The sequence below is a fragment of the Sorangium sp. So ce128 genome, from assembly GCF_051525245.1.
GTDB lineage: Bacteria > Myxococcota_A > Polyangia > Polyangiales > Polyangiaceae > Sorangium > Sorangium cellulosum_B.
In genome coordinates, this window is the sequence record NZ_CP150313.1 from 11,803,732 (window position 1) to 11,819,214 (window position 15,483).

Annotated in this window: 4 protein-coding genes; all 4 read right to left on the minus strand. The window is 74.3% G+C overall.

The window, feature by feature from the left end:
* Window positions 1–3: 3 nt before the first annotated feature.
* Entirely contained in the window at window positions 4–6,369 is a 6,366-nt protein-coding gene (locus tag WME82_RS44785; protein WP_438040319.1) for an amino acid adenylation domain-containing protein, read from the minus strand.
* A gap of 3 nt (window positions 6,370–6,372) precedes the next feature.
* Window positions 6,373–14,187, minus strand: coding sequence for an amino acid adenylation domain-containing protein (locus tag WME82_RS44790; protein WP_438040320.1), 7,815 nt, complete (start codon window positions 14,185–14,187; stop codon window positions 6,373–6,375).
* A 9-nt stretch (window positions 14,188–14,196) separates the two neighbouring features.
* Window positions 14,197–15,129: a TauD/TfdA family dioxygenase gene (locus WME82_RS44795; RefSeq protein ID WP_438044991.1), complete on the minus strand. Its 933-nt coding sequence runs from the start codon at window positions 15,127–15,129 to the stop codon at window positions 14,197–14,199.
* A 110-nt stretch (window positions 15,130–15,239) separates the two neighbouring features.
* The gene (locus tag WME82_RS44800; RefSeq protein WP_437742527.1) at window positions 15,240–15,461 is read right to left on the minus strand and encodes an MbtH family protein; all 222 of its coding nucleotides are present in this window, start codon (window positions 15,459–15,461) and stop codon (window positions 15,240–15,242) included.
* Between the last annotated feature and the right edge of the window lie 22 nt (window positions 15,462–15,483).

Sequence of the window (15,483 nt, forward strand, 5' to 3'; positions counted from 1 at the left end):
GGCTCAGTCCAGTCGTTCGAGGATGGAGTCCAGCTCGTCCGGCGCGAGCGCGACATCGGTGAAGTCCGACGGCGTGTAGCCGCCGGCTTCGGGTGAAAGGCAGTGCGCGATCAGCTCTCTCAGCGCGTCGCGCCACCGCGCGCTGACCGCCGCGATCGTCGCCTGCCGGTACCGCGCGGCGCTGTAGCGGAAGGTCGCCTCGAGGCGGCCGTCGTACACGGCCGCGTCGATCTCGATCTCGTACGCGAGCGGGCTGCGCGGGTCGTGCTCGGCGCCGGGCGGCTCCTCGGCCAGGGAGAACCGCGCGCCGGCGCCCACCACCTGGTCCCACTGCCCGAGGTAGTTGAACCCGACGCCGAGCGCCGGCAGGCGGCGCAGCCGGTCGGCGATCGCCCCCCTCCCGAGCTCCCGCACCGCGCCGTAGGGGAGGCCGCGCCGCGGGACGCGGCGGAGCTGCTCCTTCACCGTCTTGAGCACGGCGCCCGGCGCCGCGTCGGGCGCGACCTCGAGCAGCACCGGGTAGACGCTCGTGAACCAGCCGACCGTGCGCGATAGATCCAGGTCGTCGCCGTCGAGCGCCTCGCGCCCGTGGCCCTCGACCTCGATGCCCGCGAGCGCGCGGCCCGTCCACCGGGCGAGGGCCAGCGCGAGCCCGGCCAGGAGGAACTCGTCGATGCGCGTCCGGTACGCCTCCGACACCGCCTCCAGCAGCGACCGCGTCTCCACCCCGCTCAGCCCCACCTTGAGCGTCGCCATGGCCGTCTCCGCGCGGTCCCCCGCCGGATCGTCGACCGGCAGCGGCGCGAGGCGATCCCACGGCAGACCGAGCCAGAAGGCCGCCTCTTCCTCGAGCGCGGCGTCCTGCGCCGCGGCGTCGAGGCGCTCCGCCCACCGCGCGAACGAGGTGGTCCTGTCGGGCAGCTGCGCCGGCGCCCCGCGGCGGGCCTGATCGTAAGCGGCCTCCAGATCCTCGAGGAGGACCCGCCATGACACGCCGTCGACGACGAGGTGGTGCGCGATCAGGAGCAGCCGCCCCGGCCTGCCGGCGCCGAGATCGAAGCCGACCACGCGCAGCAGCGGCCCGTCCGCGAGGTCGAGGCTCGCCTGCCACCGGGTCGCGTGCGCCTCGATCTCCCTCGGCTGCTCGGCCTCGGGCACCCGGGCGAGGTCCACCCGGTGCACGACCGCGGCGGGCTCGTTGAACGGCGCGAGCGTCTGGCGGACGCCGCGCTCTCCGGGCACGAAGCGCAGCCGCAGCGCGCCGTGGTGGCGCAGGAGCGCCTGCACCGCCGCTTCCAGCGCCGGCCACGCGAGCGGCTCGGCGACCGTGAGCAGCAGCGCCTGGTTCCAGTGGTGCGGGTTCGGCAGGTCGCGCGCGAAGTACCGCCGCTGGATCGGCGTCAGCGGCACGTCGCCCCCCGCCGGCTCCTCCTCGTCCGGCGCCGCAGCGGCGCCCGTGGAGAGGCCCGCCGCGGCGGCCAGCGCCGCGAGGGTCTGGTGCTGGAACATCTGGCGGGCGGTCAGGCGGAGGCCCGCCTGCTTCGCGCGCGAGACGACCTGCAGGCTCAGGATCGAGTCGCCCCCCAGCTCGAAGAAGTTGTCGTCGCGGTCAACGCGCTCGCGACCCAGGACCGCCGCCCAGATCTCGGCGAGCTGCGCCTCGATGGCCGCGACGTCGTGCGCCGCGGCCGGGCGCGCTTCTCCCGCGCCGGACGGCGGCGCCGCCTCGAGCTCGAGGCCCACCTCCCCGGGCGGCGCTGCCTCGGGCTGCTCGGTCAGCGCCGGTGCCGGCGGCTCCGGCAGCGGCAGCTCGCTGAGCCGCGCGGTCGGCCGCGCGACGATCGCCTCCAGGAGCGCGCGGAGGTCGTCCGCCATGCGGCGGATGGTGCGCTCCTCGAAGAGCTCGGTGCTGTACTCGAACGAGCCGCGCAGCCCCTCCGGCGCGGTCACCATGTGGAGCGAGAGGTCGAACTGGGCGCTGCCCGGATCCACCTCGACGGGCAGGATCTCGAGGCCGTCGAGCGGGCGCGCGCGCCGCGCGGCCTCCTGGAGCGAGAACATCACCTGGAAGAGCGGGGTGCTGCCGAGATCCCGCGCCGGCCGGAGCGCCTTCACGAGCTGCTCGAACGGCAGATCCTGGTGCGCCTGCGCGGCCAGCACCTCCTCGCGCGCCTGCGAGAGGAGATCGGCGAAGCGCGGGTCGCCGCCGAGGTCCGCCCGCAGCACGAGCGTGTTGGCGAAGAGCCCGATGAGCCCCTCGATCTCGACGCGCGTGCGGCCCGCGATCGGCGTCCCGATGCACAGGTCCGTCTGGCCGCTCCTGCGCGCGACCAGCGCCTGGAACGCGGCCAGGAGCAGCATGAACGACGTGACCCCCTGGCCGCGCGCGAGCGCGGACAGCGCGGCCGACAGCTCGCGCGGGAGCGCGAAGTTGTGGCGGGCGCCGCGGTACGATCGCGCGGCGGGGCGCGGCCGATCGGTGGGCAGCCGCAGGACCGGCGGCTCCGTGCCGAGCCGCTGCCGGAAGTAGGCGAGCTGCTGATCGAGCACCGCCCCCGTGAGCCACCCGCGCTGCCACCGGGCGTAGTCGGCGTACTGGATCGGGAGCGGCGGGAGCGCGGCGGCGCGCCCCTCGGCGTCGGCGGCGTAGAGCTCGGTCACCTCGCCGACGAGGACGTTCATGGACCAGCCGTCCGACACGATGTGATGGAGGACGACGAGCAGGAGGTGCTCGCGCTCGCGGAGGCGCACGAGCGCGATCCGGAGCAGCGGCCCGCCGGTCAGGTCGAAGGGCTGGCGGGCCTGCTCCTCGAGCAGGCGCCGCGCTTCGGCCTCGCGCGCCTCGCGCGCCTCCTCCGGCGCGGCGCCGAGATCCACGAACGAGAGCGCCACCGGCCGCTCGGCGTGGACGAGCGCCTCCGCGTGGCCGTCGCGCTCCGCGAACGTGGCGCGCAGGGACTCGTGGCGGCGGACGACCGCGGCGAAGCCGCGCTCGAGCCGGGCCACGTCGAGCGGCCCGAGCAGGCGCACGGCCGCCGGGACGTTGTAGGACGCCGCGGTCTCCTCGAGCTGCGCGATGAACCAGAGGCGCTCCTGCGCGAACGAGAGCGGCGACGGGCCGCCCTGCGGCTGCGGGAGGAGCGGCGGCGCCGGCGGGGCCGGAGGGCCGCGCCGCGCCGCCTCCGCGGCGCGCGCCTGGGCGGCCACCGTCGGCGTCTCGAAGAACGCGCGGAGCGGCAGCTCGACGTCGAGCACGCGGCGCACGCGCGAGAGGACCTGCGTCAGCAGCAGCGAGTGGCCGCCGAGGTCGAAGAACGAGTCCTCCACCGAGACGCGCTCCACGCCCAGCACCTCGGCCCAGATCCCCGCGAGCAGCTCCTCGGTGGCCGTGCGCGGCGCCACGTGGCGGATCGCGTCGCCGGACTCGGGGACGGGCAGCTCGCGCCGGTCCACCTTGCCGTTCGCCGTGCGGGGGAGCGCCGGCAGGGACACGACGACCGGCGGCACCATGTACTCGGGCAGGCGCTCCGCGAGCCACGCGCGCAGCGCCTCCGCGGCCGGCGCAGGGCTCGCGGCGGCCACGTAGGCGACGAGCCGCCGCACGCCCGGCCGGTCCTCGCGGACGAGCACCACGGCCTCCTTGACGTCGGGGTGCTCGGCGAGCCGCGCCTCGATCTCGCCGAGCTCGATGCGGTAGCCCCGCAGCTTGACCTGGTGGTCGCGCCGGCCGGCGAACTCGATCGTGCCGTCGTCGCGGTAGCGGCCGAGATCCCCGGTCCGGTAGAGCCGGCGCCCCGGCGCCTCGCTGAAGGGGTCGGGGAGGAACGCGGCGGCGGTCCGGCCCGGGTCGCCCAGGTAGCCGCGCCCGACGCCGACGCCGCCCACGTACAGCTCGCCGGTCACGCCGACCGGCGACGGGGCGAGCAGGCGATCGAGGACGTAGAGCCGGAGGCCGTCCACGGGCCGCCCGATCGGGACCTGCGCGTCGTCCGCCGCGGGCGGCGCCGTCAGCGCGTGCAGCGCCACGTCGTCCGAGCACTCCGCGGGCCCGTAGGCGTTCATGAGGGGCACCGCCGGGAAGCGCTCGAGCCACGCCCGGGCGAGCGCGGCGGGGAGCGCCTCGCCGGTCGGCAGGACCCAGCGCAGCCGCTCGAGGCCCGGCGGCGCGGGGCGCTCGAGCGCCGCGTCCAGCATGCCCTGGAGCACGGCGGGGACGACCTCGATGACGGCGATCCCCCGGCGCTCGACGTGCTCGAGCAGGCGGCCCGGATCGCGCGTGATCTCGTCGGGCACGATGTCGACCGTGCCGCCGAAGAGCAGGGCGGTGAGGAACTGCCAGACCGAGATGTCGAAGCACGGCGACGCCGTCTGCGCGATGACGTCGCCCGCCGCGAGGCCGAGCCGCGGGACCTTGCTCAGCATGTTGTTGAGCATCCCGCGCCGCTCGACCATCGCGCCCTTGGGCACCCCGGTGGAGCCGCTCGTGTAGATGACGTAGGCGAGGTGATCGGGCCCCCCGCGCTCCTCGGGGTCCTCGTCGGAAGAGGCCTTGTCGAGGGCGTCCTCGAGGATCGCGATCGCCGGCCGGCGCGGCCCGGGCAGCAAAGAAATGGCTCTTTCCAAAGCCTCGCGGTGCCGCTCGCGGGTCAGCACGACCCGGGGCTCGCTCGACGCGAGGATCTGCGCCACGCGCTCGGCCGGGTAGGCGGGGTCGAGCGGCACGTAGGCCCCGCCGGCCTTGAACACGGCGAGGATCATGGTGAGCAGCGGGATGCCGCGGTCGTCGAGCAGCGCGACCCGCTGCTCGGGGCCGGCGCCACGCGCGCGCAGCGCGTGCGCCGCGCGGTTCGCGTCGCGGTTCAGCGCGGCGTACGTCAGCCGCTGATCCGCGCAGGACACGGCGACGGCGTCCGGCGTCCGGGCGACCTGGGCGCGGAAGCGCGCGGCGTAGGACGAGAGATCCTCCTCGGCCGCGGGCGCCGTGTTCCAGGCCACGAGCGCCTGCTCTCGCTCTGCCGGCGTGAGGAGCGGCAGGTCGCCGAGGCGCGCGTCGGGCCGCGCGGCCATGGCCTCGAGGAGCGCGCGGAGGTGCCCGAGCAGCCGCTCGGCGAGCTCGGGCCGTACGCGCGACCGGTCGTAGACGAGCTGGAGGGGCAGCTCGGCGCCGGGCCACGACATGACCGTGAGCGGGTAGTTCGTGTGGACGCGGGCGCGGAAGTCCGCGATCCGGAAGACGATCCGCCCCTCGCGGAGCGCGGGGTCGATCGGCGCGTTCTCGAACACGAGGAGGCTCTGGAACAGCGACCTTCCGCGCTCGATCTCGCTCCAGCGCTGGATGTCCACGAGCGGCGTGTGCTCGTGCTGCCGCAGCTTGAGGTTCCGATCGAGGAGCGCGGCGAGCCACGGCAGGAGCGGCTCCTCCGCGGGGACCGGGACGCGCAGCGGCAGCGTGTTGATGAAGAGGCCGAGGATGGACTCGACCCCTGGCAGCTCCGGCGGGCGTCCGGCGACGGTGACGCCGAAGAGCACCTCGGGCTCGCCGCTGTAGCGGCTGAGGAGCAGGGCCCAGGCGCCCTGCACCAGCGTGTTGAGCGTGAGGCGGTGGCGCTGCACGAGCGCGCGCAGCGCGGCCGAAGGCTCCGCGCCGAGCCGGATCACGAGGCTGTCGATCTGCGCGTGATCCGCGGCCGCCGCCTGGGCGGAGCGCTCCTCGAACCCGAGGGGCGTCGGCGCGGAGAAGCCCTGGAGGGCGTCCCGCCAGAACGCCTCTCCGGCCTGAGGATCCTTTCGCCCGAGCCACTCGATGTAATCGCGGTAGGGGCGCGCGGGCGCGGGGCGCGGCGCCTCGCCCCGGGCCAGCGCCTCGTAGTGAGCGAGGAAGTCCATCATCAGGAGCGACGTGCACCACTCGTCGAGGAGGATGTGGTGGAAGCTGTGGACGAGCTCATAGGTCCTGTCGCTCAGGCGGACGAGGCGGAGGCGCATCACCGGCGCCTTGCCGAAGTCGAGCCCCTGATCGAGCTCGGCGCCGAGCACCTCGGAGAGGCGCGCCTCCTGGGCCTCTCCGGTGAGGCCCCGGTAGTCGAGCACCTCGAACGGCAGCTCGACCGTCTTGTGGACCACCTGGAGCGGGCGCTTCTGGCTCCTCCAGACGAAGGAGGTGCGCAGGATCGCGTGTCGCGCCACCACCTCTCGCCAGCCCCTGACGAACGCGTCGAGCTGCAGATCGCCCTCGATACGATAGCGATTCTGCATGAGGTAGACGCCCGAGGACGGGCGCAGCAGCGTGTGGAACAGCATCCCCTCCTGCATGGGAGAGAGGGGATAGACGCTTTCGATGTTTGCAGAGGGATCAGGCTTGGTAGACACGGTTCACCTTTGGAGCTCGTCCAGGAGATCGCTCCACTCTTCCGCGGAGAGGCCGGCGTCAGGGGTCTCGGGGTCTCGCGGCGGCTCGGGCGGCGCCGGCATGGGCGCGGCGGCCACGGTCGCCACGGCCGCGGCTTCGGCCACGGTGGGGTTCTCGAAGAGCTGCTTTGGCGTCAGCTGAAGCCCTCGCTGGAAGGCGCGCGAGAGGACCTGCAACGTGACGATCGAGTCGCCGCCGAGCTCGAAGAAGTTGTCCTCGATCCCGACCCGATCGCGGTGCAGCACCTCCGCCCAGACCTCGGCGAGGATCCGCTCCGCCTCGGTCCGCGGCGCGACGTACGCGCGGCGCGCCGCCGCCGTGGCGTCCGGCGCGGGCAGCGCGCGCCGGTCGACCTTGCCGTTGGGCGACAGCGGCAGCCGGTCGAGCACGAGGATCGGCGCGGGCACCATGTAGGCCGGCAGCGCTTCGGCGAGCCAGGCCTGCAGCGGCGCCGGCTCCGGCGCGGCGCCGCCCTTTCCGGCGACGTAGGCGACGAGGCGCTTGCCGCCGTGGGCCTCATCGCGCGCGACCACGATGGCTTCCTGCACATCCGGGTGCTGGAGCAGGCGCGCCTCGATCTCGCCAAGCTCGATGCGCAGGCCGCGGATCTTGACCTGGTGGTCGAGGCGGCCGAGGAACTCGATGGCGCCGTCGGGCCGGTGGCGCGCGAGATCGCCGGTGCGGTAGAGCCGGCCTCCGGGGGCGGCGCCGAACGGATCGGGCACGAAGCGCTCTGCGGTGAGCGCGGGACTCCGGTGATAGCCGCGGGCGAGGCCGACGCCGCCGATGTACAGCTCGCCGGCGACGCCCACCGGCACGGGCTGTCCATGGCGGTCGAGCAGGTAGATCTGGGTGTTGGCGATGGGTGCCCCGATGGGCACCGAGGCCGACGTGTCCTGTCGCTGGCAGGCCCAGTAGGTCACATCGATGGACGCCTCGGTGGGCCCATAGAGGTTGTGCAGCTCGGCGTCGGGCAGCCGCTCGAAGCACCGCCGCGCGAGCTCGGCCGGCAGCGCCTCGCCGCTGCAAACCACCCTGCGCAGCGACCTGCAGGACGCGGCGCCGGGCGTCTCCAGGAAGGCCTGGAGCATGGGTGGGACGAAGTGCAGGGTGGTGACGGCGTTGCGTGTGATGAGCTCGATGAGCCGCTCGCCGTCGCGGTGATCGCCGGGCCTGGCGACGACGAGGCCCGCGCCGGTCATCAAGGGCCAGAAGAACTCCCAGACCGAGACATCGAAGCTGAAGGGGGTCTTCTGGAGCACCCGATCATCCGGGGTGAGCCCGTAGCGCTCCTGCATCCACTGCAGCCGGTTGAGCAGGCCGCGGTGGCTGTTGCCGGCGCCCTTGGGCCGGCCGGTCGAGCCCGAGGTGTAGATGGTGTAAGCGAGGTTGTCCGGCGAGACCGCGACAGCGGGGTTGGTCGCGGGCTCGCGGTCGATCTTGGCGCGATCGGCGTCGAGGCAGAGCACCTCGGCGCGGTGCGGCGGCAGGCGGGAGGCGACGGGCCACTGGCTGAGCAGGACGGAGGCGGCCGCGTCGTCGAGCATGAACGCGATGCGGTCGGCCGGATAATCCGGGTCGATGGGCACGTAGGCGCCGCCGGCCTTGAGGATGCCGAGGAGGCCGACGACCAGCTCGATCGAGCGCTCCGCGGCGATGGCCACGAGCACGTCGGGCCCGACGCCGCGGCGGCGCAGGGCGTGGGCCACGCGGTTGGCGCGCACGTTGAGCTCTCGATAGCTCAGCCGCCGCTCGCCGAAGATCACGGCCGTCGCGTCCGGGGTCCGCTCGGCCTGCGCCTCGAACAGCTCGTGCACGAGCCGCTCGCCCGGATACGCCTTCTCGGTCGCGTTCCACTCGGTCACGACGCGCCGGGACTCCAGCTCGCCGGGGAGCGACAGCTCACCGACCCGCGCCTCGGGGCGGCGGACGAGCTGTCCGAGCGCCCCCTCGACGAGGTCGAGCAGGCGAGAGGCGGTCTCCTCGTCGAACCGCTGCCTGTCGTAGGACAGGCAGAGCTGGAGCCGATTTCCCGGCAGGGCGAGCAGGGTGAGCGGGTAGTTGGTCTGGTCCGTGAACGCGACGTCGCGGACCCCGAGCCCGGGCAAGCCCTGCAGGGTCCGAGGATCGGTGGGATAGTTCTCGAAGACCAGCAGGCTCTCGAACAGCGGTTGTCCCGCGGGCACCGCGCTGAAGGCCCGCGTCTGGGACAGCGGCGTGTGCTCGTGCGGGCCGAGCTCGGTGGTCGTCGTCAGGAGATCGCGCAGCCAGCCTGTGACGGTCGCGGCCTGCGGCACCGCCACGCGCAGGGGCAGCGTGTTGATGAAGAGCCCCGCCATGGCGTCGATCCCGGCGAGCGGCGCCGATCGCCCGGCCACCGTGACGCCGAAGACCACATCGTCGCTCCGGGCAGCGCGGCTGAGCAGGAGCGCCCACGCGGCCTGGACGAGCGTGCTCAACGTCACGTGGTGCTGCTGCGCGAAGCGCTGCAGGCGCGCCGTGGCCGGCTCCGACAGCGAGACGAACTTCGCCCCGTAACCGCTCTTCCCCTCGGCCGACGCCTCGGACGTCTCGCGCGCCGGGCGCTCCAGCGGCAGCGGCGTCGCCGCGCTGAAGCCCGACAGCGCGCCTCGCCAGAACGGCTCGTCGGCGCTCGCGTCCCGCTCGCGCAGCCAGGCGATGTACTCGCGGTAGCGGCGCCGGGCCGACAGCGCGACCGCGCGGCCGGCGCGCAGGGCGTCGTAGGCGGAGAAGGCGTCTCGCAGCACGAGGGCCGCCGCCCACCCGTCGAGGAGGAGGTGGTGGTGGCTCCAGAGCACGTGGTGGACCTGGTCCCCGAGGCGCAGGAGCGAGACGCGCGTCAGCGGGCCCCGCGCCAGATCGAAGCCCCTCGCGCGATCCTTCTCGATACGGGCCGACAGGCGCGCCCGCTGCTCCTCGTCCCCGGCGCCGCGGAGGTCCTCGACCTCGATCTCCACGGCCGCGCCGCGCCGCACGATCTGGAGCGGCTCGTCGGCGCCCTCCCACGCGAAGGTGGTGCGCAGGGCGCCGTGGTGCTCGATCACGGCCTCCCAGGCCCGGCGGAACGCGTCGACGTCGAGCGCCCCGTCCAGCGTGCACGTGACCTGCTGGACGTAGACGCCCGAGCCGGGCTCCCACAGGCTGTGGAAGAGCAGCCCTTGCTGGAGTGGGCTCAGGGGATAGACGTCCTCGACGTCGCGCCCGGGCCCGAGCAGCCGGTCCAGGCTGGCCTGATCGAGCCGCGCCAGGGGGAAATCCGACGGCGTGGCGCCGCCGCTGCCCGGCGCGAGGCAGTGCTCGACCAGGGCGCGCAGGCGCGCCGCGAAGTCCTCGAAGAGGCGCGCCATCGTCTCGGGCCGGTAGCGGGCCCCGCTGTAGCTCCACATCACCCGGAGGCGCCCGCCGACGATGGCCGCGTCGACCTCCAGCTCGTGGCGCCGCGGCGCGCGCGGATCGTGGTCGCGCCCGACCTCGCCCTCGGCGTGCGCGAACAGCGCGCTCGACGCGAAGAGGTCGTCCCACCGCCCGAGGTAGTTGAAGCGCACCTCTGGCGCGGCGCGCTCCCGGAGGCGCGCCGCCCGCTCGTCCTCGCCCAGGTACCGGAGCACCCCGTACGCCGCGCCGCCCCGTGGGACCGCGCGGAGCTGCTCCTTCAGCGCCTTGAGCGCGCGCTCGGGCGCCGCGTCGGCCGGGACCTCCAGCCGGACGGGATAGATGCTCGTGAACCACCCGACCGTCCGGGAGAGGTCCAGCTCGTCCAGCGCGTCGCGACCGTGTCCCTCCAGGTCGACGCGCACGGCGGGATCACCCGTCCACTGCGCGAGCGCTCCGGCGAACGCCGCGAGCAGCACCTCGTCCACGCGCATCCGGTACGCGGGCGCCGCTTGCAGCAGCGCGCGCGTGTCCTCGGCGCCGAGGAGCTGCGTCCGATGGACCGTGTCCGCTTCGAGCGACGAGCCCGCCGGATCGTCCGCGGGCAGCGCCGCCGTCGGCCGGCTCGCGGCGAGCCACGCGTCCGCCTGCCGGGCCACCGCCTCGGACCGGGCGTGCGTGCCCAGGCGCCATGCCCATTCACCGAAGGAGACCAGCTCGTCCGGGAGCCGGATCTCCTCGCGGCCCTCGTGCTGCCGGCAGGCGGTCTGGAGATCCTCGATCAGGATCCGCCACGAGACGGCATCGACGACGAGGTGGTGGGCGATCAGCAGGAGGCGGCCGGGGCGCTCCGGGCCCAGATCGAACAGCACCGCGCGGAAGAGCGGCCCCTCGGTCAGGTGGAGGCGCGCCTGGTGCTCCCCTGCCGCGCGGGCCAGCGCCGCGGGCTGCGCCTCGGCGGGGAGGTGCGACAGGTCGACCCGCGCGACCTCCGCGGCGACGGCGTCCGCGAAATACTGGCTCCACCCGCCCGCCTCGCGCGTGAACCGCAGGCGCAGCGCGCCGTGATGGTCGATCACCGCCTGGACCGCGGCCGTGAGCGCCTCGACGGAGACCCGCTGCCGCAGCTCGAGCAGCACCGTCTGGTTCCAGTGGTGCGGGCTCGGCCCGCTCTGCTCGAAGAACCAGCGCTGGATCGGCGTGAGCGGCGCGTCGCCCGTGAGCGGCGCTTCCACGACCGGCGCCGAGGCCGACGTCGCCACCGCGGCCAGGCCGGCGATCGTCTGCTGCTGGAAGATCTGTCGCGGCGTGAGCGAGAGGCCCGCGGCCCGCGCGCGCGAGACGACCTGGAGCGCGAGGATCGAGTCGCCGCCCAGCTCGAAGAAGTTCTCCTGGACCCCGACGGCTCGCCGTCCCAGGAGCTCCGCCCAGATCCCCGCGAGCGCCGCCTCGGCCTCGGTGCGCGGCGTCACGGCCTCGCCGCTCGGCGCGACGGGCGCCGGCAGCGCGCGCCGGTCGACCGTGCCGCGCGGCGTGCGGGGCAGCTCCGCAAGCACCACGAACGCCGAGGGCACCGTGTAGTCCGGCACCTGCTCCTTGAGCGCGCGCTGGATCTGCTCCGGCGTCACGTCTGCGCCGGCCGCGACGTACGCCACGAGCCGCCGCGCCTCCGGCCGGTCCTCCCGCGCGACCACGGCCGCGTCGCGCACGCCGGGCAGGTCGAGCAGGCGCGCCTCGAGCTCCGCGGGCTCGATCCGGAAGCCGCGCACCGTCTCCGGGTGGTCCATGCGGCCGGCGAGCTCGAGCTGTCCGTCCGCCCGCCACCGCGCCCGGTTCCCCGTCCGGTAGAGCCGCGCTCCCGGCTCCTCCGCGAAGGGATCGGGGACGAAGCGCTCCGCGGTCAGCGCCGGGCGCGCCCAGTACCCGCGCGCGAGCCCCTGGCCGCCGAGGTAGAGCTCTCCGACGACGCCGGCCGGCACCGGTTGACCGGCGGGGTCGAGCACGTACGCCCGCGCGCTCGAGAGCGGCCGGCCGATCGGGATCGCCCGTGCCTCGCGCAGATCCGCCGCCGCCAGGTTGCCGACCGCCGCGATCGCCGCGGTCTCGATCGGACCGTACGCGCCCAGCAGGCGAACGCGCGCGGCCCCCGGCGACGCCCGCCACGCGCTCACGCGCCCGGGCGAGGGCGCCTCGCCGGTGAGGACGATCTGCCGGAGGCACGGCGGCAGGGTCAGCCCCTCGCCGAGCGCCGCGACGAGGCGGTGCCAGCGCTGGGTCGGCAGCACCGCGGAGGTTACGCCCCGCGCGCCGCACGCCGCCAGGAACCCGGCCGCGGACTCGAGCGCCGCCTCGGCGTGCAGCACGAGCGTCGCGCCGCGCGCGAGGCACGGGAAGATCTCCTCGGCGCTCGCGCCGGAGGTCAGCGGCGCGAGCTGCAGCACCCGGTCGCCTGGCGAGATCTCCTGGACCGCCGCCGCGGCGTCGACGACGCTCGCGAGCGCGCGGTGCGGGATCACGACGCCCCTCGGCTCCCCCGTCGCGTCGGAGGGATCGAGGACGCACGCCGCCTGCTCGGGCGCCGGCTCCCCGGCCGGCGGCGCGGAGGGCTCACCGCGCACGCACGTCCAGTCGGCGTCGAGGCGGATCACCTCCACGCCGGGGGGCAGCTCGGCGTCGCCCTGGGCGATCGCCACGCGGATCCCGGCGCCGTCGATCCTCGCGGCGAGCCGCTCCCGGGGGTCGCTCGGGTCGAGCGGGACGTAGGCGCCGCCCGCCTTCAGCACGCCGAGCGAGGCGGCGATCGCCCCGATCGAGCGCGGCAGGCAGAGGCCCACGCGGACCTCCGGCCCCACCCCGCGCCGCCGGAGCAGCTGCGCTAGCTGGTTGGCCCGCCGATCGAGCTCGCCGTACGTGATCTCCTGCCCCTCGTGGACGACGGCCGTCGCCTCGGGCGCGCGCGCCGCTTGCTCCTCGACCCTCCGGTGCACGGCGCGCGGGGGCCGGTGGGGCGCCCCTGTCGTCCGCCACCCGAGCACCTGCCGCTGCTCCTCGGGCGCGAGCATCGGCAGCTCCGAGAGGCGCGTCCCCGGGCTCGCCGCCGCGCCCGCGAGGAGGCGCAGGAAATGGTCGGCCATCCGCGCGGTCGTGCGCTCGTCGAACAGGTCGGTGTCGTAATCGAGCGCGCACGTCAGCCCCTCGTCGTCCGCCGCGATGTCGAGCGAGAGATCGAACTGGGCGCCGCCCACCTCGAGGTCGAGGAGGCGCACCTCGAGGCCCGTGATCGAGAGCGGCTGCCGGGCCGCCGGCTGGAGCGCGAACATCGCCTGGCAGAGCGGCGCGTGGCTCAGATCGCGGGCCGGGCTCACGGCCTCCACCACCTGATCGAACGGCACCTCCTGGCGCGTCTGCGCCTCTCGCACGGCGCTCGTGACCCGGGCGAGCAGCGCCGTGAACGGCGGATCCCCCGAGAGATCGGCGCGGATCACGACGGTGTTGGCGAAGCAGCCGACCAGCCCTTCCAGCTCGGCGCGGCTCCGGTTCGTCACCGGCGTGCCCACGCTGATATCGAACGTCCCCGCGTGGCGGGCGAGGAGGGCCTGGAAGGCGGCCATCAGCACCGCGTACAGGGTCGTCTCCTCGCGCCGCGCGAGCGCGCCGAGCGCCGCGGCGAGCGCGCCGGGCACCCGGAAGGAGCGCCGCGCGCCCCGGTAGCGCTGCTCCGGGGGCCGGGGGCGATCCGTGGGCAGCTCCAGCAGCGGGGGCTGCCCCGAGAGCTGCCGCGTCCAGTAGGCGAGCTGGTCCTCGAGCAGGCCGCCCTTGACGCGCTCGCGCTGCCAGTGCGCGAAGTCCGCGTACTGCAGCGGCAGGTCGGCGAGCGGGGCGGGCCGGCCCTCGGCGAACGCCGCATACAGCGCGGCGAACTCCCGCAGGACCAGGCCTGTGGACCACCCGTCGAAGACGATGTGGTGAACCACCCAGAGGAGGACGTGTTCTTCCGGTCCGAGCCGCAGGAGCGTGAGCCGCAGGAGCGGACCGCTCACGAGGTCGAAGGGCTGCCGCGCCTCGCGCTCGATGAGGCGCCCGAGCTCCGCATCCCGCTGCGCCGCCGGCAAGGCGCCGAGGTCCACGCGCCCGAGCCGCGGCGCCATATCGGGGTGGACCACCTGGGCGGGCTCGCCGTCGACGACCGTGAACGTCGTGCGCAGGATCTCGTGCCGGCGCACGATCTCGGAGAGGCACCGCTCCACCACGGAGACCTCGAGCGCTCCTGTGAGCCGCACGGCCGTGGCCAGGTTGTAGGAAGCGCTCTCCGGATCGAGCTGGGCGAGAAACCACAGCCGCTCCTGGGCGAAGCTCATCGGAAAAACGAAGACATCCTCAAGCATGAAAGAACCTCAGGAGGCTTTGGCCCGGTACGGCTCGGCCATGGCGACAAGGACCTTGCGCGGGCCGCGGAATGGCGCGCGCCCGTGGGCGACCAGCATGTTGTCCGCGAGGAGCACGTCCCCCGCTTGCCAGGCGAACTCCACGGCGAGCTGCCTGTACACGTCGCGGATCTCGTCGAGCGCGGCGCCCTCGATGGGCGATCCGTCTCCATACATGGCGTTGCGGGGCAGGTCTTCCTCGGCGAAGATCGAGAGGAGCGCCTCCCGCGCGGCCGGCTCCAGGTTGGAGACGTGGAACAGGTGGGCCTGGTTGAACCACACGTGCTCTCCGGTGCGCGGGTGGGTGGCCACGGCCTGGCACACCTGGCGTGTGCGCAGCTCGCCGTCGGCCTTCCACACGCACTCGATGCCTGCCGCCCGGCAGAAGCGCTCGACCTCGGCCCGGTCGTTCGTGCCGAAGACCTTCTGCCACGGCAGGTCCAGGCCGTTGCCGTAATTGCGCACGTACATGACCTTCTTCGCCGCGAAGCGCTCCCGTAGCCGGGCCGGGATGCGCCGGAAGACCTCGCGGCTGTCCGCGAGCGGGGTGCTGCCGCCCTCGGGCGCGGCCACCGCGCAGTGGAACCAGATCTTGAGCGGCCAATCGAGCGTGTACGACTGCTCGTTGTGAAGCGGGATGTGCTGGTGAGCGGGGTACTCCGTCGACGTGTAGATGCGGTCCTGCACGTGGGAGCGCGGCGTCGACCCGAACGTGTAGTCCAGCAGATCCGGCGTCACGAGCCGGACGAAGGCGTGGAAGTCGGCGGTCGATCGGACCGGGAAGCCGCGGAACAGCACCGCCCCGTGCCGGATCAGCTCCTCTTCCGCGCACGCCCGGATGGCCGCGGCGAGCGCCGGGACGCTGACGTCGCCGCGGCCGAGCGGGCTCACGACGAGCGGCAGCGCGCCGCCGGGGAAGCAGGACCGCGAGAGGCCCGCGGCCTCGCGGACCGCGGTGTCCGCGGGCGTCTCTCGCGGCGCCTCGCGCGGCGCTGACAAAGCGCTCGAGTCGGTCACGGCGACCGGCCCTCCTCCATCTGCTTGCGGAGGCTGAGCGGACGCATGTCGGTCCAGACCTCCTTGATGTGATCGAGGCACTCTGCCTTGGTGCCGGCCTTGCCCGCGTCACGCCAGCCGAGGGGGTTCTCCCTGTACTCGGGCCATATCGAGTACTGCTCCTCGTGGTTCACGACGACTTTGTAAATGGTGTTGTCTTCATGTTCTTCGCTGGCCATGGACTCCTCCGTTCGAGATGTG